Here is a 22,335-nt window from a genome sequence, read left to right as displayed (position 1 = left end):
TCAAAGTAGTTGCAAATCTCTTTCTTTCGTATTATATTAAATGAGGAGTCAAAAGTTGAGGTATCAATCATTGATGCATCACGCAATAATACACACGAAAAAGGAGCACGTCTAACATGCAAACTACGCAAACGTATCAAAAAACAAATGATTTTAATGACATTTTAACGAATCGTCGTTCGATTAAACAATACGACCCATCGGTGAAAATCAGCCGTGAAGAAATGAGCCAAATCATTGAACAGGCATCAACAGCACCGTCATCTATTAATATGCAGCCTTGGCGTTTTGTGGTCATTGACAGCGAAGAAGGAAAAGCGAAAATCGCACCACTGGCTTCATTTAACTTGGATAAAGTGATGAGCTCATCTGCTGTAATCGCTGTTTTTGCAGACCGCAAAAATATTGAATACGCGGAAGACATTTATGGCAAAGCGGTTGAACTGGGTTATATGCCTGAAGAAGTTAAACAAGCACAACTGGATTATTTCAAACCGGCTTACGAAAACGCACCTGACGATCAAATGAAAGACATTATCATGCTTGATGCAGGTCTTGTGTCAATGCAATTGATGTTAGTGGCACGTGCTCACGGATATGGTACGAACCCAATTGGTGGCTATGACAAAGAAAACATCGCAGAAGTTTTGGATATGGATAAAGATCGCTATGTTCCGGTGATGTTGATAACAATCGGGAAAGCATTAAATGAAGGATTCCCATCGTACCGTTTGCCTGTTGACACGACTACACAATGGAAATAAGTTGAAAACCGATTGATTTTAGCTTATGTTTGAGAATAGGTCAATGAATAGTGGACACTGCTATAAATTGATCTTGGAAATTACGTAGGAGGTCAATTTATGCCATGTTCGTTTTCAAAACAAGAGCAAGTTTTACAGTTAGTTAAAGGCCTCAACAATCAAATCAGTCCTAAATTTGAACGCTGTACAGGCATTAGTGCATCGCGCTATGAATTGCTTTATCAGCTTTATAAAACAGCAGAAATCAACCAGTCCACATTGCAAAAAGCCGTGAACATCGACGGTGCTGCCATTACGCGTCATTTAAAACAGCTTGAAGCAGACGGCATGGTAACAAGACGTAGAAATCCTGCGGACAATCGCGTGATCTTTGTCAGTTTGACTCAACAAGGCCGCGAGCAAATTGTCGGCTACCGAAAAGAAAATGTCGGCTTTGTCACGCAAATGCTGAACGACTTCACAACGGAAGAAGTCGACACACTGTCAGACATGCTGACGCGCATGCAACATAACATTATCGACTACTGATTTTTTTCAGTAACTACACTCAAAAAGGATGGATCCCATTGATTATTATTCACGCGAACTTACAAGTAAGAGCAGACCAAGAACAAGCATTTCTAGAAGCCAGCAAAGCACTGGTTCAAGCTTCAAGAACAGAAGAAGGCAACATCAGCTACGAATTAAAAAAATCAACTGAACAAGACCAGCACTACACAATGGTTGAAGTTTGGAAAGATCTACAAGCAACTGAAGTTCATAACAAGAGTGAACATTTCACAGCCTTTACGCAACAAGCACCAGGCTTCATGGCTGCACCAATGGACCTACACGTATTCAGCGGCGAGGCTGTAGAAGCGTAAGAATTTTGAAAGTGAATAAGCAATTTCAGAAAAAGAGCAGCCTCGGCTGCTCTTTTTGTTTTGGTAAGAACACGGCAGTGGCTCATATGAGTAAAAATATTTACAGTAGATTAAATGTTCAGTTTATTCAGGGCCGAAATAGCATCAAACAATAAAACGGACTAACAATCGTGTAGTCTTTAGTCGTTCAAATCGAGGGAAAATCCTAGTGGCTGCTCAAAGACTTCAAGCTACTTGAAAAAAGTTAATCTTGCTTCAAAATTGAGTGAAAGGATGGATACTCATGATTATTAATTATGTCCATTTGCACCTACAGCCAGGCCAAGAACACGTATTTCTAAAAGCGAGCAAACTACTTATTCAAGCATCAAGAGCTGAAGCTGGCTACGTAAGCTACGATTTATTGAAATCTACTGAGCAAGATTTTCGTTATCACGTAGTCGAAATTTGGAGAGATGCACAAACTTTTGAAACGCATATTGCTACCGAGCATTTGGCGACTTTCCTTCAACAAGCACCCAGATTCCTTGCTGCACCAATGGACATGCATGCTTTCGATGGACAACCTTTACATCTACAATAAAACTTAGTTCCCTTTCTTTAAACGACTGCACGCGATGGGTGGACATCTCAAAAAAGTGGCTCTGTCCACTTTTTTACTTATCCACAAACTTGCACTAGTTATTTAAAATCAACCGACATATAATAAGCTTAGAGAATCTACTGGAATTTTTATGTCATATATAGTGAACCGCTAGTCTACACAAAAAGGGGTTCGAAGGGAAGAATGTTTTGAAAACTAAGTACATACCGGTTGTCCTGTGGGGCTTCTGCATCCTGTTAGCTACCAATAACTACAACTTCCAAGCCTTGTTGTTCGCACAAGAAATAGATTTTCATATTCGCTTGCTTCCCGATTTCTCGGATTTGTTCATCACGAGCGACATCCAGTTAGACAGTAAAACGTATGTGTTCCAAAAAATAGGCCATGCGTTGTCTTTCGGTATTCTTTTTCTTTTGCTAGCCAAAACAATTGGAAGCAATGCGAAAGCCATCGTGTTCTGTAGCTTGTTCGCTTATTTCACGGAATTCCTGCAGTTGTTTTTCCTGCGAAGCGGAAGAATCTCCGACGTTTTGATTGACATCGGCGGTATTTATTTGGCTTATCGTTTGACTGGTTATGTCGAATCACAAGGAGGGCTATCTGCTGTTTTCGGAAAAATAGCAGATAGTTTTATAGATGACAAGTCACGCTAAAACGAGATATCTCTTAAAAAAAGAGAATCATTGAAACCTATCCGCTGTGTCGCTTCTTAAAATCTTCCACATGTTAAGCCTGATTCAATAAATCGAAAAAAGCTCCTTCACAAGGGCTTTTTTTCTTTAGCTATGGAGAAACGAACAAACCCTCGTTACTCGAGTTTATTCAATTGCCAAACAATGGTTGAAAACTGCCGAACCGTGCTACATAATAAAAAATAGGAGTATAGTCACGACCGGAACAAATAAGAAATAGAGTAAGGAGTTGCAAAGAATGAGATCAATTCTAAAAACGATCGCAGTAAGCGTCGCGGTATTGGCATTAGTAGCAGCTGGAGGGTATTACTTTATCACGAAGCAGTCCTCTGGCGGCAAAGAAATTCAGCAAGTCGCAGAGAAAATCGAGGAGCGTCAAAGTCAATCGACTGAAAAAGCGGGCAATAAAGACAGCCGAGCAGACATGGAAGAAAGAGAAGTACAGATTCACCTCCATCAAATGACGCATCAAAAAGTCGTCGATAAGGAAAAAAACGGTGCTGTCGAAATGACAGATGAAAATATTGAAGGCCTACTAACGATCGTAAACGCCAATAAACACTATTATGAGAATGGCGATTACTACGAACAAACCTTAATTTCTTGGCAGCAAGATGATTTTTCCACTATCGTGAGTGCTCACAATACGGTTTGGAGTTGGTACAGCGGCACCGCGGGTAGAGCAACAGGGCGACTGAGTGCAGAGGAAGAACAACAGTTTATTGAGAAAAATTTTAGGTAATCGGAATTTACAACCATAACTTTAAAAATAACCGCAATCAACTGGAGAGTAACTTACCTATAGGCAGAAAATGCTGTTCCCTAATTATATTGGGGGACAGCATTTTTTCAATATGACGACGAATCAAGAGATAGCGATTATTTGACTTGAAATAGTTTTTGCTATTATGATTCAATATTCTTATAATATAGGTAGAAGTTGTAAAATCGAGGAGGTAGTGCTGTGAAGCTGAATATGGAACAACGTCGCATTGTTGAACTAGAACCATCAGGACCGATGCTCGTAAAAGGGGTAGCGGGATCAGGCAAGACGACCGTTGCGATTCGGAGAATCCATTTTTTGATGGATCATTATTGTCACGAAGAAAATGATGAAATTCTACTAGTAACTTACAACAAAACCTTACTTTATTATATTAAGCATCAGTATGAGCGTATGGCTGAAAAAGAACTGCAAGAAGCCGAACGTTTTTTCTCATCAGATGCAGAAGTAGAAATAACAACAATTGATCGCTTGATGTATAAAGAGTTTAGGAAATATCAAAAACGTATAGGCAAAAAGCTTGAAATCGCTCCTAATGATCAAATTCACAAACTAATGGTGCAAGCCGTACACGAAGTGAAAAAAGCGTACCCTGAAGTTAAACTGCTGTTGCCAAAAAACAGTAAATTCCTATTAGACGAAATAGAATGGATCTATTCTTGTTCAATGGTGGATCTTGAGACGTATCAATCGGTAGATCGAATTGGCCGTGCTTCAGGAAACAGCGGAACGCCACAAAAATTATTGAAAAATTCGCAAACCCGTGAAGCTATTTATGAAGTCATGACAGTGTTTGGTCAATTGCTTGAAAGAGCAGGACTGACAACGTTCAAACAAATGAACCTCTATGCGTTAGCAGAATTACGCTTGGGTGCTGCTGGACGATACACGCATATTATTATTGACGAAAGTCAGGATTTAACGCGCGTTCAGCTGGAGTTTCTGAAAGAGTTATATAAAGAAAAGGAATATTCTTCGCTCATGTTTGTTGCAGATAACACGCAAAGCATTTATCCGCAATCTTGGCTCGGGAAAGGACGTCCGTTTACGACCATTGGCTTTGATATGAGCGGGAAATCACGTACATTGAGCAAGAATTACCGAACGACAACGGAAATTTCGACAGCGGCTTTCAATTTGATTGAAGCGGATGAAAGCATCCAGTCGAATGTCGATTTTGTGAAACCGGCCTTGATTGATCGTCACGGGCATCCGCCGATTTATCGCTTCTTTTTAACGCCTCAACAGCAGGTCCATTTTCTAGCAGAGGAAATCGCATTGCTAAAAAATGATTACGCCTTATCCGAGATATGCATTGTGGCGCGAGGAAAGCGAAATATTGAAAGTGCAGCTATCGATTTAGAGCAGGTCGGAATCCCTTGTGAAATTTTGCAAAGTAACGATCCGGATTTTGAATCCGATAAAGTAAAACTCGTAACAATGCATTCGATTAAAGGGTTGGAATTCAAGGTGATTTTCCTAATCGATTTAAACAGTGGATTGATTCCACAGGATTTGTATGCAGATGCTGAAGATCAAAAAACAGTCGAATCAGATGAGCGAAAATTGCTGTATGTAGGCATGACACGAGCAAACGAGCTTCTGTATATGTCTTCAGTAAAAAAACCATCTAGCTTTGTCAAAGAAATTCAACGAAATCATTTACGAATGAAAAAAGATGCATCTCTCCGGCCATTTGAATCCATCAGTATGACAGAATACCAGATGACGGATCAACTTGTTGATATCCATGCGAAAGAAGAAATTACTCGTCAATGGCTCATCCGAGAGTTGCACGAGACATATGGCTATCCGTATGAACTGATGGAACTGGAATTTCCTGTTCAGCAGTTTTCCAGAAAAGGGTATTGTGATATTGCGGTGCAGGTTTATACAGGAGAAGAAGCAAGGCCTTACATTCTTGCAGAAGTCAAACGTTTTGGCAGCGGAATCGAAGACGCCATTAAGCAGCTGACGAGTTATATGGAAGCCGATAGTCGCGCTTTTTACGGCATTGCGACCGATGGGCTTGAAGTCAAAATAATCGATCGAAAAGGTGAAGAAGTACAAGATTTGCCGAAATGCCGTGCCCAATTCTTACCAGATACGAAAAGTCGGCGTATCTATAAGAATCTTAAGAATGGCAGACAATACAATTATGCAGAAGATCGTGATTCGCCAGGACAAATTGAAATAAGTGAAGCTGGGCAAGAAGTGCTCACGCAAGTACATGAAACTGTGGCAGTCCCACTGATTGGGAACGTTGCGGCGGGCTTGCCAATTTTAGCGACTGAATCCTACGAAACATTTCATACGCTGCCACGTGAATGGCTAGTATCTCCAACTGAAACGTTTTCATTAACAGTGACAGGAGACAGCATGAACGGCGCTGGCATCGACAAAGGAGACGTCGTCTTTGTTCATCAGCAAAATAATGCTGCTAACGGCGACATTGTTATAGCCGTTATCGATGGCGAAGCGACCATGAAAAAATACATGCCAATGGGCAGTGAAATCATCCTGGTGTCCGAAAATCCAAGCTATGAACCAATTATTATGCGAAGTGAAGATGTCTTCATTAACGGCAGAGTGATTGGTGTGCTAAAACAATAAGCAGCAAGCATATAAAAAGCCGCCTCTTCAATCGCTGAAGAGGCGGCTTTCTAGTTAACGGCTATTCATTTCATTGGGATGCGGACCATTGCGACGTTCTTTGTTTAACGCGTCGATCGCCGCCATTTCGTCTTCTGTTAACTCGAAATCAAACACATCAAAGTTTTCTTCAATGCGCGATGGAGTAACAGATTTCGGAATGGCGATGGTGTTGTTCTGCAAATGCCAGCGCAACACAACTTGAGCGGGTGATTTGTCTTTTGACTCCGCAATGTTGACTACGGTAGGATCCTTCAGCACATCGCCCCCTTGTTCAAGCGGACTCCAAGCTTCTAAGAAAATATCATGCTTGGCACAAAATTCTTTTAAGTCCTTTTGCGCCAAGTAGGGATGACACTCCACTTGGTTCAATACTGGTGGAACGTCGCATTCGTCCAGCAATCGCTGCAAATGCTCAATTTCAAAGTTACAAACGCCAATCGCTTTTACACGGCCATCGTTATACAACTTTTCTAATGCTTTATACGTTTCAACATAATGATCAAACTCCGGAGTCGGCCAGTGAATCAAGTATAAATCCACATAATCAAGACCCAGACGCTCTAAACTTTCATCGAATGCACGCAAGGTATTGTCGTATCCTTGATCGCTGTTCCACACTTTGGTCGTGATAAACAAGTCTTCACGTGGCACCTTGGTGTCTTTTAAGGCGTTCCCCACACCGATTTCATTTGTATAAATCATGGCAGTATCAATTGACGTATAACCCGTCTCTAATGCTTTGGCAACGACTTTTGTCGCCTCGTCATTTTCTACTTGCCAAACACCAAAGCCTAGCTGTGGCATTTTCAATCCATTATTCAATGTAATAAAATCCATTGTGCATAGCCCCTTTTTATGTAGATTCCGTTGCAGTAACTATATACCCGAAGCTTCGGAAAGCTAAGCATCCCAAGTTCAGGAAAGCGCCATGGCGTTTTCCTGAACTTGGGCATTCTGAAGGTTTTTATGGGAGGAATTGGTCATACTGTCGGATTGAGAGCAAATACTGTCCAAATTAGAAAAATACTGTCGAAAAAGCGCCCTATACTGTCCGTATCGCCAAAATACTGTCCGCTCAACGATACAAGCAATCCAGCAACAAGCAAGTCTAGCATCTCAGCTAGCGGAAAGCGCGCTTTCCATGGGCTTGCATCGCTAATTCTTTTCGTTTTTTTGGGGTAATCTGGGAATACTGTCCGAATCAGTTGAAATACTGTCGGATTTGACGCGAATACTGTCCGTTCAAGCCGGAATACTGTCCAAATCTGAAAAATACTGTCCAACCCCAAATCTAACACCTCAATTCCACTTTCTCTAAAAAAGAGTATCTCTTTGCACACCGGGTAAAGTACAAGCAACTATACATTCAGGAGGAATGCACGATGACAAATAATTCACAACACAAGAAAGACGATCACGACTCCACGTTTGAAAAAATCGTCGAGAAAACAAGCGAGGTGCTGAGTGGTAGCGATGAAGGCTGGGAGTCTGACGGTCAGAACGGCAGCCGTGAAGTCGGCGAAGAACATCAACCGACACCGGACGAAAGCACAGGAGATGTTCCAACAGAAGATAAAGTGGTTCGGGATTCAAAAACGGGTGAAAAGACCGTGATTAAGAATGACAATAAAAAATGGACACGTTAACTGGACTTGAAAACCCGCTCCATCCAATGGAACGGGTTTTCTCTATTCACATGTGATAAACTTTTTATAAAGTAAAAAAATAGAATATTTAATTTTATTTAGAAAATAGAACTAGTAAGCACAAATCATAATTTCTTTAGGAATCGGAAGGAGCTGGAGGAAGATGACTGACAAAATGAAACAAATTCAACAAGAAGCGTTGCAACGCTATTTGAAATTCGAAAAAGAGCAGGAAACAGCAAGCTTTACTGCGGCGTCGACAGAGAAAATGATGACGCGGTCGAGTATTATCAATCATCACGACAATTTGGCGATTGAACGCATTATCAACAAAAGCGACTTGTTTCCGATTGCGCATTTACAGGCCGGACTCGACGTTAGTAAAGCAGTATGCCGCATCGCCATTCGTGGCAAAAACGGACAGCTTGAAGGCTACGGTACGGGATTTCTTGTGTCGCCGAATTTATTGCTGACAAACAATCATGTACTGGAAACGGCAGAATCAGCGATGTATGCAGTGGCTGAATTTAATTATCAAGACGATGTCCATTTTATGCCGCTTGAAATCATTAGTTTCAGACTGGATCCTCGCCTGTTTTTCATCACCAATGAAGCGCTTGATTTTACGCTGGTTGCAGTGGAACCGAATAATTCAAACGCGGTACCGTTGTCGAATTTCGGCTATTTGCCGCTGCTGCCAAAGCCAGGGAAAATTCTTGAAGGTGAGTACGTCACCATCATCCAACATCCAAACGGGGGGCCAAAAGCAATTACCATTCGTGAAAACGAAGTCAAGTTCATTTCTTCTGATTTTGTTCAGTATGTCAGCGACACAGAACCCGGTTCGTCTGGCTCACCTGTTTTTAATGATCAGTGGATGGTCGTCTCGCTGCACCACGCCGGAATTCCCGACCCGAATGACAACAGCGTCTGGATTGCCAATGAAGGCATTCGCATCAGTTCGATTATTCAACATCTCAGTGACAAGCGGGGCGGAATAGAAAATGAGGAGTCGCGTAAACTACTAGATCAGTTGCTTTCAGTGGTTATGCCGGGATCAACGGCCACACCGATGGAAGTAGGGGTGCTGGACGCCGATTGGTATGCTGGTGCAACAGGTTATAACCCCGCATTTTTAGGCGAAAGATTCACTGTAGCGTTGCCTGGTTTAAGTGACGCCATGCTAGCAGACGTAGCGAAAACGACAGATGGTAAGCTCGAACTGGATTATACGCATTTCTCGATTGCGATGAGTCAGTCGCGGCGTCTTGCTTTTTTCACAGCCGTTAACATCGATGGCAATCAACTCGTAGACGTCAAACGAAGCAGAGACCGCTGGTATTTTGATCCACGTATTGATGAATCGTATCAACTCGGCAATGATTTTTACCAATCAAATGATATTGACCGTGGCCATTTGGTGCGTCGACGCGATCCAAACTGGGGCATTGATGCCGTAAAAGCCAATGAGCACACGTTCCATTTTACCAATAGCTCTCCGCAGCATAAAAATTTCAATCAAAAAGTATGGCTTGATTTAGAGGATTACCTGCTCGATAATGCGCGCGATCACGACATGAAAGTGTCGATTTTTACAGGACCGGTGTTCCGTGACAGCGACCGGATTTACCGAGGTGCAAAAATTCCAAGCCAGTTTTGGAAAGTGGCTGTAATGGTGAAAGACGATACAGAGCTATCAGCAACGGCTTATGTGCAAACACAAGAAGATTTGATTGGCGGTAATTTGGAATTTGTCTACGGAAAATTCGAAACGTATCAAGTGCCGATCGAACAAATTGAAAAACTGACAGGACTGAATTTTGGTGAGCTGCAAAAAGCTGATCCACTAGCAGCGGGGCAAGTAGCTTTAGTCCAGAGCCGTGAGGACATTCGTTTATGAAAATGATGGTGGAACTCGAAGGCGTAACGCGTCGCAGAGATGACAAACTGCTGTTGGACGGAGTAGATTGGCAAGTCCAACGAGGCGAGCACTGGGTGTTATACGGCTTGAACGGTGCCGGTAAAACCTCGTTATTGGATTTAATCAATGCCTATTTTTTCCCGACACAAGGAAAAGTCACCGTGCTCGGCCTAGAGTTCGGTAAGACTTATCTGGCGGAAAAATTGCGCAGCCGAATCGGTTTTGTGTCAGCGTCTGTTCAGCAAAAGTTGCCGACTCATGATAATGCTTACGAAGTGGTGTTAAGCGGAGCGTTTGCTTCACTTGGTCTTTACCAGGAAACGACAGAAGCAATCGATCAACAAGGTGTCGATATTCTCCAAGAACTCGGCTGCCTTGAGTATGCCAATCGACATTATCACTCGCTGTCGCAAGGTGAAAAGCAACGCGTGCTAATTGGTCGCGCGTTAATGGCGAATCCTGAGTTACTCATTCTCGATGAGCCAACTGCCGGACTCGATTTTATCGCACGCGAAGAACTGCTTGAGTCGATCGCGGCCATCGCTAAAAAACCAAATGGCCCGACCATCATTTACGTTACGCATCATATAGAAGAAATTTTACCGGAATTTAAAAAAATCCTGTTGCTTAAAGCGGGCCGCGTCTTCGCTTCTGGAGATACCCAAAAACTCGTCACCAGTGAACAACTTAGCGCATTTTTTGAACTGCCGGTAAACGTCATGTGGAATGATGGACGTCCTTTGCTATCAAAAGCCAGAAGTAACAACGACTGAATGGCTAAGGGCAAGGTTCCAAGCCAAACTGCTTGGAACCGACCAATACATGCGTTCGGCGTTCAGGTTTTAGCGGAAAGCGCAGTGCGCTTTCCTTTTTTTTAGGTAATTGGATGGGGTTTGAGGCTTTGGACAGTAATGCACTCGATCTGGACAGTATTTTCGTTTATTGGACAGTATTTGGAGCGATTTGGACAGTATTTAACTCGAATCTGACAGTATATCCATTTAACTGGGAAAAGGCGATCGAAATGAAAAAAATATTCGAAATCAAAACGAATAACTAGGTAAATGGCAATTCCTTCTTGTCATGATGAACATATCGAGTTTGCTAGACGCTACCCGTTATAAAGACCTTGTCGGCGAAAAGAACATTCTAGCTAGTAAGGTTTTCATTTTGCGAATCGTTCCAAAAAGACTGAACTATCTGTGAACTGTGTTAAACTTTCGGTAGACAGCTAAGATTCTCAGACGTTTTAAAATCATCCAAATGGGGGGACTTTCGATGGTAGAGGGCATTCACAAGATTTTAGAAGAGCGGGGAATTCGAGTACCGGAGGAACATCAGGAAATGCTGGTGCAGCAGATGCAAGCTGTACAAAAGTTACGGGAAACAGTAGACAGCTCGAAGTTAAAAGATTTTGATATGGCACTGACACATGTACCAGGAGGTGAGCGTCCATGAATAACGAGTTAGCAGCACAATCGATTGGAGAACTGGCACCTAAATTGCGCGACAAGCAGCTATCACCTGTTGAATTAACGGAAGCAGTCTTAGCGAATGTGGATGCTCGTAACAAAGACATCAATGCTTTTATTGTTGTTCAAAAAGAGCAAGCACTGGAATCTGCGAGACAAGCAGAACAAGAAATCCAAAGCGGTAATTACCGCGGTTTTTTGCATGGGATTCCAATGGCATTGAAAGACATTCTGTATTTTAAAGATGAACCGGCGACGATGGGTTCAAAAATCCACGAAGGGTTTATTGCTGATTTTGATGCGACCGTGGTTTCAAAACTCAAGATGTCCGGTGTGACGTTTCACGGCAAACTCAATATGCATGAGTATGCGTGGGGCGCAACGACGACCAATCCGCATTATGGTGCTTGTCGAAATCCTTGGGATCTCAACCAAATTCCAGGCGGCTCGAGTGGTGGCTCAGGTGCTGCGGTGGCTGCAGACATGGCCATTGCCTCACTCGGAACCGATACCGGTGGATCAATTCGGATTCCGGCGGCGAGTTGTGGCATCATTGGCTTAAAGCCGACCCATGGCCGCATTAGCAAGTATGGTTGTTTTCCGTTAGCTTGGAGCCTTGATCACATTGGCCCCATGACAAAAACCGTTTTTGATGCGGCGCTGTTACTAGAAGTGCTCGGTGGTTACGACCCGAAAGATCCCACTTCGGTTGACCGGCCAACGCAAAATTATTCTGGTTTATTGAATGAAGACGTCAACGGATTAGTCATCGGTATTGAAGAAGGTTATTTTTTCAAAAATGTCGATAGCCGTGTTGATGAAGCTGTCCGAAATGCGTTGCAACAGCTAGAAAAGCTAGGCGCACGGATCGAAATTGTTCAAATTCCGTCATTGGCACAAGCAGAATTCGCGGAACTGGTGACCATTACGACCGAAGCGAGCGCCGTCCATCATGACAATCTCGTCAAACAGCCGGAGAAATTTGGGGAGGATGTTCGCTTTTTGTTAGAAGTAGGCGAGCTCATGTCGGGTGTTGACTACGTACAGTCCCAGCAAATTCGCCGCAAGCTAAATCTCGAATTTGCCGCGGCATTTGAAAAAGTGGATGTGCTCATTTCACCGACTTTGCCTTTTTTGCCACCGTCGATTGGTGACAGCATGGTCAATATTAACGGTCAGTCATTGAGTTTCTTGGATGAAGTGATTCGTTTTACGGGACCAGGCAATTTGACAGGATTACCCGCACTCAGTATTCCGTGCGGTGTTCGTGACGGATTACCAATTGGCCTGCAAATTATGGGTCCTGCGTTTCAAGAAGAAAAAGTTCTCAACGTGGCCTATGCCCTCGAGAAGCTGGAGCTAATGAAAGGCCAGAAGCCAAATTTGAAGTAATTCATTGAGTGCGAAACCTGAAGTTATGAGGGGGATCAACCAATCTCCTAGCTATGAAATAAAAGCTATTATGCACAAAAGTAGTTTAGCCTCCAGCAAATTTGTGTGGAAAGCGCAAACTTTTGTTTGCCATTTTGCGGATAATCAAACGGATTTTAGAGCGTTGGACAGTATTTCACTTGTTTTGGACAGTATTTTCATTTATCGGACAGTATTTGGAGCGATTCGGACAGTATTTCACTCCAATCGGACAGTATATCCATTTAACTGGGAAATCCAGTAGAGAATACACGCGCTATAGCAGCTCCAAATACAACTTTGACCAAAGAAAGGATATCCTATATGACCACTACCCATCAATTTCCAGAAAACCGCGTTCATTATACGTGGGACAAAGACCCGCAGCCCGTACTCACGATCAACAGCGGCGATCAAGTGGAATTTTCCACACGCGAAGTGGCTGATGATCAATTCAATAAAGACTCCGTGACAGAAGACATTGCTAGACTCGACTGGGCGAGAGTGTATCCACTCGCGGGACCCGTCGAAATTCGAGATGCCGAACCCGGAGATACGCTGGAAATTGAGATCGTCAAGTTGGTTCCCGGAAGCTGGGGCTGGATGTCGATTCTGCCGGGACTTGGTTTATTGCCTGAAGAGTTTCCGGAGGCCTACTTACGAACTTTTGATTTGAGTGACGGGCAATTCATCCATTTTAGCGACAACATTAAAGTACCCATTACACCATTTCTCGGCACGATGGGTGTTGGTCCCCAAAATGCGGAAGGGCAAGCCATTATGCCGCCTGGCACATTTGGTGGCAATATGGACACGCGGCATTTAACTGTGGGCACGAAATTGTATTTGCCTGTGCAAGTAGCGGGGGCGATGTTCAGCTGTGGGGACGCTCATGCGGCACAAGGAGACGGTGAAGTTTGCGTCAGTGCTGTGGAATGTCCGATGCAGGCATCGTTAAAATTCCGATTGATTAAAGGCAAGACAATTCCAGCACCGCAGTTTCAAACAGCTGGCGCACTGACGCCAAAAGTCGACCACAAAGGATTTTACGGCACAACAGGAGTGGGACCTGATTTGATGGAAGCTGCGCGCGACGCTATCCGCGCGATGGTGGAACACATTTCTGAGAATTACGAAATGGATCCCAAAGATGCCTACTTGCTGTCAAGCGCCTGTGTCGACCTTAAAATCTCCGAAATCGTCGATGCGGGGCAATACATCGTTAGTGCGCTATTACCACTCGCTGTGTTTACAGAGGAATAGCCTAAAACGCTGCCAAATTCGGTGGCGTTTTTTAATACACAAATTTAAAAAGATTTCTTAATTATCTGTATTATTAGTTAACTAGGTGGTAAAATGAGAACAGCATCCTTAGTAACTGGGAAAATGAAATAAATTCCAGAAACAATTTTCAGTAAGAAAGAGGGCCTCTAAATGAACGATATTTATTTTAACAAAGAGTATGGCCGTTTATATGAAAAAATTGAAAAAGGTGAATGCCAAGAGTTTATTTTTGAACATATGTTAGGAAAGATACAGCATTTGTTTATCAAGTGTGAAATTCCACACAAATTAACTGGTCAGGTGTTTTATGATTTGGTGACACCTTATGGCTATGGAGGTCCAAGAATTGTTAGCGGCGAAAATAGCAACAAGGTAGCATTGGTAAGTGCTTTTGAAGAAGAATTTGCAAAGTATTGCGCTAACCACCACATTGTTTCCGAATCGGTTCGTTTTCATCCAGTTATCAAAAATCATCTAGACTTTGAATCGTGCTACGAACTGAACTTCAGGCGTCAGACGATTCAAACGAGACTGGCAGGCATCGATGATCCGATTCTTACGGAATATTCGGCTTCTTGTAGAAGAGATATTCGTCACGGTTTAAAAGCTGGCGTCACGTATCGCATCATCGAACATCCGAAAAATTTAGAGGATTTCAAGAAACTTTATTATTCCACAATGCAACGCAATGCTGCAAAGACGATCTATTATTTTAATGATGAGTACTTTCAGCAATGCATAGACCGGTTGAGTGATTATTTGGTAGTCGTTGAAGTGACGTACGAAGAACAAATTATCGGCATGAGTTTAAATTTTGTCGGTGACTCGTTTATTCACGTCCATCTCACAGGTACATGCCAGAAGTTTCATCAGCTGGCGCCGGCTTATATTCTTCAATATGCTCTTGCGTTGTGGGGAAAAGAGCAAGGCAAAGAATTAATTCATCACGGCGGTGGTCGGACGAAAGACATGGATGACAAGCTGTATCTTTTTAAAAAGAAATTTGGACGGCGCTCAGAATTGACGTATTTTATAGGTCGCAAAATCTGGAATAGAGCGGTTTATGAACAACTGTGCTACATAAATAACGCATCAACGGGCAGCGACCAGTTTCCTGCATACCGTAGCTCGGGATCACCAGTACCTGTCTATTAGTTCAAAAAAACGCAAGTCGATTTAGGAGGAGAGCATATGGCCACTGTCATGCCAGATATTTATTTTTTGCCTGAATGGGGCAAATTTTTCGAAACAAAAGAACAAGATGGCAAAGTCCATTTTTTTGAAATAAACAATGAATTAGGCCATATTTTTTATCAATTTATCGTTCGTCCAACACCGGTACAAATAGAAGAAGAGACGTATTACGATATCATTACGCCGTATGGTTTTAGCGGACCCATCATTCTATCAGGTGACCTAGAAAATAAACCCCAGCTTATAAATCTTTTTGAGAAAGAATTTGGCGACTATTGTGACGAACACCGAATCGTTACGGAATATGTTCGCTTTAGTCCATGGTTAAAAAACCGATTGGATTTCGAATCGCTTTACGAATTTCGAGACAATGGACATGTGTTGTATATCGATTTAAGGGAAGAAGATTTTTTTATGCAACAATTTGCTTCTGTTACAAGAGGACAAGTCAGAAAAGCTTTAAAAAAAGATGTAGAAATTGAATTCGATTTTACTGGTGAACATGTTGAAGAATTTCACCGTTTGTACATGCTGACAGTTAAAAAAAATCAAATCGAACCGTATTATTTATTTTCAATAGAATCTCTTCGCAGCTCTTTTGAAAAATTTGGAGGGAGCCAATTTCTGTTGTTTGCGAAGCACCAAGGACAGTATATTTCGGCTACATTTGTACTTCACCACGGAGAGTACGCTCATTATCATTTAACAGCGAATGACCCGGAATACTCATCGCTATCCGGCAATAGTCTCATCGTATATGAACTTTGCCGCTGGGCAGTCGAGCATGACAAGAAGGAAGTTCATCTTGGAGGTGCGCCTAACGAAAATCTCTACCGTTTTAAGCGGAATTTCACCAAAGCAGAGCCACTCGAATTATTGATGGGAAAGAAAATCCATAACCAGCAAGCTTATGACCAATTGGTCGAAGCCAAGCGTCAAAATGGCGGCATAGAACTTCCCGGTTATTTTCCGTTATACCGAGGATGATATGCGAGGTACGGTTTAGTGACTGAGGTGCGGAAAATACGCTGCGAGGTGCGGAAATGGTTGATTGAGGTGCGGTGTTGACCATTTGAGGTGCGGAAACTAGCATAAAAGGTGCGGTCAGACATAAATGCAGAAGATGAAAGGGCGATCTAATATGAGAGAACTAGGCGGATACTTTGGCATGGAGAAGTTAATCCACGATGAATTTTATAGCGAGTTGCTGGCGTTAAATAGCGGCAGTAACGCATTGTTGTATTTATTGAAAGCACGTGACATGAAAAAACTCTACATCCCCTATTATTTATGCGACTCGGTTAGTAATCTGTTGACTAAATACGGCTATGAATATGAGTATTATTCTGTTGACGCACAGTTTCAACCGATTTTTGACAAGCCGTTGCTGCAAGGGGAGTATTTGTATGTCGTTAATTTGTATGGCCAAGTCACACAAGAAAAAACGCGTGCGCTAAAAACACGCTACGACCAACTGATTTTAGATCATAGTCAGGCTTTTTTCCAGAAGCCAATAAAAGGCGTCGATACGATTTACTCTTGCCGCAAATACTTTGGCGTGCCGGACGGTGCTTATTTAGCGACGGACGTCGTACTAGCAGAAACACTCCAGCAGGACGTTTCAAAAGACCGCATGACACACGTACTTGGTCGCCTTGAGGGAACAGCTAGCGACTATTACGCAGATTTTCGCAGCAGTAACGACAAACTTTCTGAAGCACCGCTCCGGACGATGTCAAAACTCACAGGCAACATTATGGGCGCTGTCGATTATGAACAGGCCAATCGACTACGAAATGAAAACTATGCCTACCTAGACAAACAATTGGGACAAGAAAATTTGCTGAAACTAACAATGCCAGAAGGGGCTTTTGCTTATCCACTCTTAGTAGAAGATGGTGTCGCCAGTAGAAGTAGACTCGCCAAGCAGAAAATTTACATTCCGTTGTTGTGGCCAAATGTTCTCGATGACTGTCCAGAAGGAAGTACCGAATACCAATACGCTGCCAACATCCTGCCACTGCCTTGCGATCAGCGCTATACTGTAGAGGACATGGCGTATTTGGTGGACATGATGAAAAAGCAATTGGTTTAACTGAGAGAAAGAACATGCAAATAGTTTAAAGGTAATTAGTTTAGTGTTAAACTAGTTGCGATAAACTAATTAAGGAGCTGTTCGGATTGAATAAATTACAAGACAAAGTAGTCATTATCACCGGTGGAGCTGGAGGAATTGGCGGAGGAATGGCAAAAGCAATGGTTAAAGAAGGCGCAATTGTCGTTGTTGTCGATTTAAACGAAGAAACAGGTAAAGCGATGGAGCAAGAGTTGCAGGCAATTTCTCCAAAGTCTATGTTCTTAAAAGCCAACTTGATGGAACGTGACAAACTAAGTGGCATTATTGATACTGTAATTGAGAAATACGGTAAGCTAAATGTCTTAGTGAACAATGCGCATGCCTCTAAACAAAAGTTAATTGAAGACACTACGCAAGAAGATATTGATTTATCATTTGGTACTGGCTTTTATCCGACATTTTACCTGATGCAAGCAGCACTTCCTTACTTAAAAGAAACGAAAGGAAGTATTATTAATTTTGCCTCAGGAGCTGGTTTAGAAGGTCATGCAACACAAGTGGCTTATGTAGCTGCTAAAGAAGCCATACGGGGGATCTCGCGTGTCGCTGCAAACGAGTGGGGGCAATTTGGCATTAATGTCAATGTGATTAGCCCAGTAGCTGACTCACCGGGTGTACGGGAATGGGCCAAAGCGCAACCTGAATACTATGAAAGAGTGAAAAACAACATTCCACTCGGCCGGTTTGGCGATTTGGAACATGATATTGGACCGATTGCTGTATTCTTAGCTTCGGAAGATTCCAAATACATGACGGGACAAACATTGATGGCCGATGGTGGTTCCATTATGTTGCATTAATTAAGCACACTAGAGCGTTGAAACCTTGTTGGTTTTCAACGCTTTTTTTGTTGAATCGAATAAAAAAGAACAACCAAGGGCTAGAAAATAACTGTCTTTGCGGTAGTTACTTTGCGTCGCGGATCAACTGTGAACACGTTTGATCTTTATTTTTAATTCGTGTTACACAATACTTATAATGTTCCCGAAATATGGTATGATGCTGAGTAGGTCAGCTTTACGGAAAAGATATAAATATACAAATTTGCTCGGCAATTTTTGACTATTGTCCGGGCACTTCTATATGAACTGTCGATTATTTGCAGATCAGTATTTACTTTATTTCATCAATTGGAGGTTTTCTTATTACTACTATAGGATTTGTTATTAGTCATAAAAACAACGAAAAACGAAGAGCGCTTTTACCGAAGGACATGCCGAATATCAAAAATATCGAGCAATTGTTTTTTGAAGTGGGTTACGGTGACGCACTTGGCTATGCAGATGCGGAATATGCAGTTTCTGGTGCACAATTTGTATCGCGTGAAGAAGTACTAAAATGTGACGCCATTGTCGACGTAAAATTAGGCAACGCAGATTATTTTGATCAATTATCACCTGGGAAATTATTGATTGGCTGGGCTCATGCAGTTCAAGATATCGCTTTTACAGATTCTGTACTTGCGGGAGACCACACCGTCATTGCTTGGGAAGAAATGTTCGAAGACGGACGTTATATTTTCTATCGCAACCGTGAAGTAGCAGGAGAAGCTGCTATTTTACAAGCTTACCAATATTGCGGCAAAATGCCGTACGAAACGAAAGTAGCGGTTCTCGGTAATGGTCACACGACTAAAGGCGTACTGCGCATTCTTCATGGTTTAGGTGCCGATGTCGATGTATATGGCCGTAAGCTCGAGTCGTTGTTTATGAAAAATATGGGCAATTACGATGTTCTTGTTAACTGTGTTATGTGGGACACCAATCGTACCGATCGCATTATTTACAAAGAAGATTTAGTGCGTCTTAAAAAGGGCGCAATGATCGTGGACGTTAGCTGTGATCCAAACATGGAAATCGAGACATCGCGTCCATCGACGATTGATGATCCCGTTTATACAGTGGATGGCATCATCCATTACACAGTAGACAACACGCCGGCGATGTTCCCACATACCGTTACTAAAGTATTGAGCGAAGGGTTTTCGCCGATGGTTGATAACTTTATCGAAGGCAACTGGACAGAGATGATTCAAAAATCGATGGTGATTGAAAAAGGCCATATTCTTGATCGTCACATTCGAGAGTTTAGAGAAGCTAGAAATCTATTAGTGAAGTAAAAGAAAAAGAGTCTCAACCGACAGCAATTGTCGGTTGAGACTCTTTTTTAGATGAATCATTTACTGGTTAATGAACGCTGTCGTCAAATAGTTTTTGAATTCACCAAACAAATAAGCTTGTCCTTTTGTGTTCGGGTACAACTTATTTTGTATCAAATCGGTTTGTGCGATTTTCTTCGTATGAACGTCATTTGACATCACTTGATAAAAATCAAATAAATAAACTTTGTCTTGTGAAGCGAGTTTACTGCTTGCTCGCATATAAGGCAGCATTTTTAAGTTGTCTTTAAAGGAAGTCGTAGGATTTGGTGTTCGAATTAGCACTTCCGTTTCACCATTCGCGATAATTTCTTCCACAATCAGTCGGTAATTTTTGGCGTATTCCTCAACAGGAATTTTCCAATCACCAAGTGCATCGTTTAGCCCAGCGGAAATAATGACCAAATCAGGAGCGTGAGTTAAAACGTCACTGGCGATTCGCTCTTTCATATGAGAAACGGTATTGGCGTTCATTCCTGCGTTGATGACGGTTATTTGCTCCGGGTATTTTTCATCCAACCATTCAGTCAACAGAGATACGTGATTGGGGTGGCCATCCGGCAATGAGTCAGCAGACGTCACGTAGTCACCTAAAAAGACAATCGTCACAGGATTCCCCGCAGCCAACTTTTCTGAAAAGCCAATAGGCTCTGCTTGTACTTTTTCTATTGTAGGAAGGAATGCCACTTCTTCTGATAGCTTGACGCTATTTAAATTTTTTTCTCCAGCTACAACAATAAAAATAAGAGCAATAATTAACAAATAGATTAATTTTTTTAGCATCTTAATACCTACCTTTCTTTTTTGAAATTAACTCTATTTTACCACAATTGTGCATTAAATTAGTTGAAATTTCAGAATATTTATGAGTAATTTGTAGTCAAAACAGTTATGAAGCTGTTTTAGCAGTTTTAATGCAAGTGGAAAGGGGATAATAGACCGACAATATAACTCTTATCGCAACAATAGGGGGCGTTTTAAATGAAGCAAATTGGCGGTAAATTAAAGCAAATGAGAGAACAAAATCAATTGAGCGTGGAAGACTTGGCGAATGCAGCAGGATTTGCCAAAACCGTCATCTGGGGATATGAAAGTGGTAAAAAGCAAGTAAGCGTTGCTCATTTAGAAAGTCTAGCTAATTACTATAAAGTATCAGTAGATTTTTTACTAGAACGCAACCAAGCAGTTACTGAGCTCGACTTTCTAAAAGTGTTGGATTTAGAATCCATCAAGTTAGTAGTAGATGACCGACCGGTAAACGATGAAGAACTGACAGAAGTTGCTTCTTACTTGCAGATTAAACGCCGCTTGCAACAACAAGACTCGTAGACCGAAAAAACAGTCTGCAACATAAACGTTAATGGATTGTTCACTCAAAAGAAGCTATCTGTGAAAACACAGATAGCTTCTTTTGAGTGAACAAATACTGTATAGTTCCTGTGCTCGGCTAGTTTAAAAAGCTATGTTTCAGGGAAATCTTTGACTTATGGATGCTTTAAATTTTGGAGGAGATGGCAATGTCAGCTGCACTCGTAACCCTACTGTTAGGTATCGGTTATTTGGTATTTACAATTGATAAAAAACAAGAAAACTTTCCTGTACCGGTAGTGCTCGTATTAATTGGGATCGGCTTGTCATTTGTTCCTTATTTTAATCAAGTAGAAGTAACGGAAAATTTAATTTACGATGTCTTTTTACCCGGCTTATTGTTTGTATCGGCTTATCAATTTTCAACAAAAGCGCTACGAGAAAATGCTGGGATGATCGGTTTGTTGAGTACAGTTGGCCTCGGGCTGACAATTGTACTTGTGGGACTGACGATCTTTTGGATCGGCGGCTGGTTTTTCTCGATTTCACTGGCTGGTGCATTCGTAGTTGCAGCGATTTTAGCACCTACTGACCCCGCATCGGTCGTTTCCATTTTGAAAAAATCAGCGTCTGATAAAAGTATTGCGGATATTGTCGACGGTGAGTCAATGATTAACGATGGCACCAGTATTGTCTTATTCACTGTTTTGTCGAGTATGTATCTGCAATCACAATCGCTCGATATAATCACTGTTTTTGGTGATTTTCTTTACGTTTCACTGGGAGGAATCCTACTGGGAGTTGCTGTAGGCTGGGTGATGAGTAAAGCGGTTCACATTACGCATCATCGTGATTATCAAGTCATGCTTAGTATCGTGCTCGCTTATGGTGTGTTTCAATTGGCTGAGAGCTTCGGATTTTCAGGCGTATTAGCAACCGTTTTTGCCGGCATTATGTTATCTTGGGAATTTTCACATACGAATAAAGAAGATCATTACCGAGAAGCGCTTTCAGGCTTTTGGGAAGTGGTTGAACCATCGCTGTTGTCGCTGTTATTTTTACTAATTGGCATCGAAGCAACCAAATATTTATCATGGGATAATTGGCTACTGGCAATCCTCATCTTGTTTGTGAGCATTGCGATTCGATTTCTTGTTGTCGGTAGTACATTTAAGGTAGTAGCTGGCAAAAAACACAAATCCATTTGGAAAAAGTCTCTCGTCATTTCGTGGTCTGGCATCCGTGGTTCGATGTCTGTATTCTTACTCCTACAGTTGGAAACGCTAGCGACTGGGGAAGCGGCAGCAGAATTGATTTCGTTAGGGTTTTCAGTGGTCATCTTGTCCTTGATTATTCAGAGTCTTGGCATACATCCGTTATCAAAGCTGCTCGCTAGCAAATAAAATAGCGCATGCCAAGAAACTGAACTTCTGGCAGACGCTA

Annotated in this window: 23 protein-coding genes; 20 read left to right on the top strand and 3 right to left on the bottom strand. The window is 42.1% G+C overall.

The features are described 5' to 3' along the window. Positions 1–116 precede the first annotated feature (116 nt). The 7 genes from FQ085_RS03050 to lexA all read left to right on the top strand — a co-directional run bounded on the left by FQ085_RS03050 (position 117) and on the right by lexA (position 6,320). Positions 117–764 carry a nitroreductase family protein gene (locus tag FQ085_RS03050; RefSeq protein WP_058384569.1) on the top strand — a complete coding sequence of 216 codons (648 nt, stop codon included), beginning with the start codon at positions 117–119 and terminating at the stop codon, positions 762–764. Between the two features lie 99 nt (positions 765–863). Then, positions 864–1,292: a MarR family winged helix-turn-helix transcriptional regulator gene (locus FQ085_RS03045; RefSeq protein WP_058384570.1), complete on the top strand. Its 429-nt coding sequence runs from the start codon at positions 864–866 to the stop codon at positions 1,290–1,292. Between the two features lie 38 nt (positions 1,293–1,330). Then, positions 1,331–1,627, top strand: a complete 297-nt coding sequence (locus FQ085_RS03040; RefSeq protein WP_149455883.1) for a putative quinol monooxygenase — start codon at positions 1,331–1,333, stop codon at positions 1,625–1,627. A gap of 283 nt (positions 1,628–1,910) precedes the next feature. Further along, the gene (locus tag FQ085_RS03035) at positions 1,911–2,210 is read left to right on the top strand and encodes a putative quinol monooxygenase (protein WP_149455882.1); all 300 of its coding nucleotides are present in this window, start codon (positions 1,911–1,913) and stop codon (positions 2,208–2,210) included. 209 nt (positions 2,211–2,419) lie between these two features. Next, a complete protein-coding gene (locus FQ085_RS03030; protein WP_078080640.1) occupies positions 2,420–2,884 on the top strand; it encodes a VanZ family protein in 465 nt (154 codons plus the stop codon). Between the two features lie 277 nt (positions 2,885–3,161). Continuing rightward, a complete protein-coding gene (locus tag FQ085_RS03025; RefSeq protein ID WP_149455881.1) occupies positions 3,162–3,665 on the top strand; it encodes a DUF6241 domain-containing protein in 504 nt (167 codons plus the stop codon). 222 nt (positions 3,666–3,887) lie between these two features. Continuing rightward, the gene (gene lexA / locus FQ085_RS03020; RefSeq protein WP_149455880.1) at positions 3,888–6,320 is read left to right on the top strand and encodes a transcriptional repressor LexA; all 2,433 of its coding nucleotides are present in this window, start codon (positions 3,888–3,890) and stop codon (positions 6,318–6,320) included. Between the two features lie 54 nt (positions 6,321–6,374). Here lexA and FQ085_RS03015 read toward each other — a convergent pair whose 3' ends face one another. Together FQ085_RS03015 and FQ085_RS03010 are read right to left on the bottom strand one after the other, a co-directional pair. After that, positions 6,375–7,199, bottom strand: a complete 825-nt coding sequence (locus FQ085_RS03015) for an aldo/keto reductase (protein ID WP_058384575.1) — start codon at positions 7,197–7,199, stop codon at positions 6,375–6,377. Between the two features lie 143 nt (positions 7,200–7,342). Continuing rightward, positions 7,343–7,660 carry a hypothetical protein gene (locus tag FQ085_RS03010; RefSeq protein ID WP_149455879.1) on the bottom strand — a complete coding sequence of 106 codons (318 nt, stop codon included), beginning with the start codon at positions 7,658–7,660 and terminating at the stop codon, positions 7,343–7,345. 84 nt (positions 7,661–7,744) lie between these two features. Here FQ085_RS03010 and FQ085_RS03005 point away from each other — a divergent pair, with 84 nt between their 5' ends. From FQ085_RS03005 to FQ085_RS02955, 11 genes are all read left to right on the top strand, one after another. Further along, complete coding sequence (locus FQ085_RS03005) at positions 7,745–8,008, top strand: hypothetical protein (protein WP_149455878.1); 264 nt, start codon at positions 7,745–7,747, stop codon at positions 8,006–8,008. A gap of 163 nt (positions 8,009–8,171) precedes the next feature. Further along, a complete protein-coding gene (locus FQ085_RS03000; protein WP_149455877.1) occupies positions 8,172–9,908 on the top strand; it encodes a DNA/RNA non-specific endonuclease in 1,737 nt (578 codons plus the stop codon). A 2-nt stretch (positions 9,909–9,910) separates the two neighbouring features. After that, positions 9,911–10,702: an ABC transporter ATP-binding protein gene (locus FQ085_RS02995; RefSeq protein WP_058386856.1), complete on the top strand. Its 792-nt coding sequence runs from the start codon at positions 9,911–9,913 to the stop codon at positions 10,700–10,702. A 505-nt stretch (positions 10,703–11,207) separates the two neighbouring features. Next, the gene (locus tag FQ085_RS02990; protein ID WP_058384578.1) at positions 11,208–11,387 is read left to right on the top strand and encodes a hypothetical protein; all 180 of its coding nucleotides are present in this window, start codon (positions 11,208–11,210) and stop codon (positions 11,385–11,387) included. Then, complete coding sequence (locus FQ085_RS02985; protein WP_149455876.1) at positions 11,384–12,793, top strand: amidase; 1,410 nt, start codon at positions 11,384–11,386, stop codon at positions 12,791–12,793. Before FQ085_RS02990 ends, FQ085_RS02985 begins: the two co-directional genes overlap by 4 nt. A gap of 342 nt (positions 12,794–13,135) precedes the next feature. Beyond that, positions 13,136–14,074: an acetamidase/formamidase family protein gene (locus FQ085_RS02980; protein ID WP_149455875.1), complete on the top strand. Its 939-nt coding sequence runs from the start codon at positions 13,136–13,138 to the stop codon at positions 14,072–14,074. A gap of 171 nt (positions 14,075–14,245) precedes the next feature. After that, the gene (locus FQ085_RS02975; RefSeq protein ID WP_149455874.1) at positions 14,246–15,250 is read left to right on the top strand and encodes a GNAT family N-acetyltransferase; all 1,005 of its coding nucleotides are present in this window, start codon (positions 14,246–14,248) and stop codon (positions 15,248–15,250) included. A 36-nt stretch (positions 15,251–15,286) separates the two neighbouring features. Then, positions 15,287–16,276 carry a GNAT family N-acetyltransferase gene (locus FQ085_RS02970; protein WP_058384582.1) on the top strand — a complete coding sequence of 330 codons (990 nt, stop codon included), beginning with the start codon at positions 15,287–15,289 and terminating at the stop codon, positions 16,274–16,276. Between the two features lie 181 nt (positions 16,277–16,457). Beyond that, positions 16,458–17,384, top strand: coding sequence for a hypothetical protein (locus tag FQ085_RS02965; RefSeq protein ID WP_237150122.1), 927 nt, complete (start codon positions 16,458–16,460; stop codon positions 17,382–17,384). A gap of 86 nt (positions 17,385–17,470) precedes the next feature. Continuing rightward, entirely contained in the window at positions 17,471–18,226 is a 756-nt protein-coding gene (locus tag FQ085_RS02960) for an SDR family NAD(P)-dependent oxidoreductase (protein WP_058384584.1), read from the top strand. 299 nt (positions 18,227–18,525) lie between these two features. Beyond that, a complete protein-coding gene (locus FQ085_RS02955; RefSeq protein WP_078080635.1) occupies positions 18,526–19,545 on the top strand; it encodes a N(5)-(carboxyethyl)ornithine synthase in 1,020 nt (339 codons plus the stop codon). Positions 19,546–19,605: 60 nt separating this feature from the next. On the opposite strand, the gene FQ085_RS02950 is transcribed toward FQ085_RS02955, so the two are convergent. Continuing rightward, a complete protein-coding gene (locus FQ085_RS02950) occupies positions 19,606–20,367 on the bottom strand; it encodes an SGNH/GDSL hydrolase family protein (protein ID WP_058384586.1) in 762 nt (253 codons plus the stop codon). Between the two features lie 198 nt (positions 20,368–20,565). On the opposite strand from FQ085_RS02950, the gene FQ085_RS02945 reads away from it, so the two are divergent. Together FQ085_RS02945 and FQ085_RS02940 are read left to right on the top strand one after the other, a co-directional pair. After that, a complete protein-coding gene (locus FQ085_RS02945) occupies positions 20,566–20,913 on the top strand; it encodes a helix-turn-helix domain-containing protein (protein ID WP_149455873.1) in 348 nt (115 codons plus the stop codon). A 188-nt stretch (positions 20,914–21,101) separates the two neighbouring features. Further along, positions 21,102–22,295, top strand: a complete 1,194-nt coding sequence (locus FQ085_RS02940) for a cation:proton antiporter (protein WP_149455872.1) — start codon at positions 21,102–21,104, stop codon at positions 22,293–22,295. Positions 22,296–22,335: the final 40 nt, after the last annotated feature.

This window comes from Planococcus sp. ANT_H30 (genome assembly GCF_008369335.1).
In the GTDB taxonomy this organism is placed as follows: Bacteria; Bacillota; Bacilli; order Bacillales_A; family Planococcaceae; genus Planococcus; species Planococcus kocurii.
This window is presented reverse-complemented; position numbering and strand designations above follow the sequence as displayed.

What these genes read in the sequence shown, in the direction of transcription:
- FQ085_RS03050 (WP_058384569.1), top strand. Translation starts at nt 117, where the DNA reads ATGCAAACTACGCAAACGTATCAAAAAACAAATGATTTTAATGACATT.
- FQ085_RS03045 (WP_058384570.1), top strand. Translation starts at nt 864, where the DNA reads ATGCCATGTTCGTTTTCAAAACAAGAGCAAGTTTTACAGTTAGTTAAA.
- FQ085_RS03035 (WP_149455882.1), top strand. Translation starts at nt 1,911, where the DNA reads ATGATTATTAATTATGTCCATTTGCACCTACAGCCAGGCCAAGAACAC.
- FQ085_RS03025 (WP_149455881.1), top strand. Translation starts at nt 3,162, where the DNA reads ATGAGATCAATTCTAAAAACGATCGCAGTAAGCGTCGCGGTATTGGCA.
- FQ085_RS03015 (WP_058384575.1), bottom strand. Translation starts at nt 7,199, where the DNA reads ATGGATTTTATTACATTGAATAATGGATTGAAAATGCCACAGCTAGGC.
- FQ085_RS03005 (WP_149455878.1), top strand. Translation starts at nt 7,745, where the DNA reads ATGACAAATAATTCACAACACAAGAAAGACGATCACGACTCCACGTTT.
- FQ085_RS03000 (WP_149455877.1), top strand. Translation starts at nt 8,172, where the DNA reads ATGACTGACAAAATGAAACAAATTCAACAAGAAGCGTTGCAACGCTAT.
- FQ085_RS02995 (WP_058386856.1), top strand. Translation starts at nt 9,911, where the DNA reads ATGATGGTGGAACTCGAAGGCGTAACGCGTCGCAGAGATGACAAACTG.
- FQ085_RS02990 (WP_058384578.1), top strand. Translation starts at nt 11,208, where the DNA reads ATGGTAGAGGGCATTCACAAGATTTTAGAAGAGCGGGGAATTCGAGTA.
- FQ085_RS02985 (WP_149455876.1), top strand. Translation starts at nt 11,384, where the DNA reads ATGAATAACGAGTTAGCAGCACAATCGATTGGAGAACTGGCACCTAAA.
- FQ085_RS02980 (WP_149455875.1), top strand. Translation starts at nt 13,136, where the DNA reads ATGACCACTACCCATCAATTTCCAGAAAACCGCGTTCATTATACGTGG.
- FQ085_RS02975 (WP_149455874.1), top strand. Translation starts at nt 14,246, where the DNA reads ATGAACGATATTTATTTTAACAAAGAGTATGGCCGTTTATATGAAAAA.
- FQ085_RS02970 (WP_058384582.1), top strand. Translation starts at nt 15,287, where the DNA reads ATGGCCACTGTCATGCCAGATATTTATTTTTTGCCTGAATGGGGCAAA.
- FQ085_RS02965 (WP_237150122.1), top strand. Translation starts at nt 16,458, where the DNA reads ATGGAGAAGTTAATCCACGATGAATTTTATAGCGAGTTGCTGGCGTTA.
- FQ085_RS02950 (WP_058384586.1), bottom strand. Translation starts at nt 20,367, where the DNA reads ATGCTAAAAAAATTAATCTATTTGTTAATTATTGCTCTTATTTTTATT.
- FQ085_RS02945 (WP_149455873.1), top strand. Translation starts at nt 20,566, where the DNA reads ATGAAGCAAATTGGCGGTAAATTAAAGCAAATGAGAGAACAAAATCAA.
- FQ085_RS02940 (WP_149455872.1), top strand. Translation starts at nt 21,102, where the DNA reads ATGTCAGCTGCACTCGTAACCCTACTGTTAGGTATCGGTTATTTGGTA.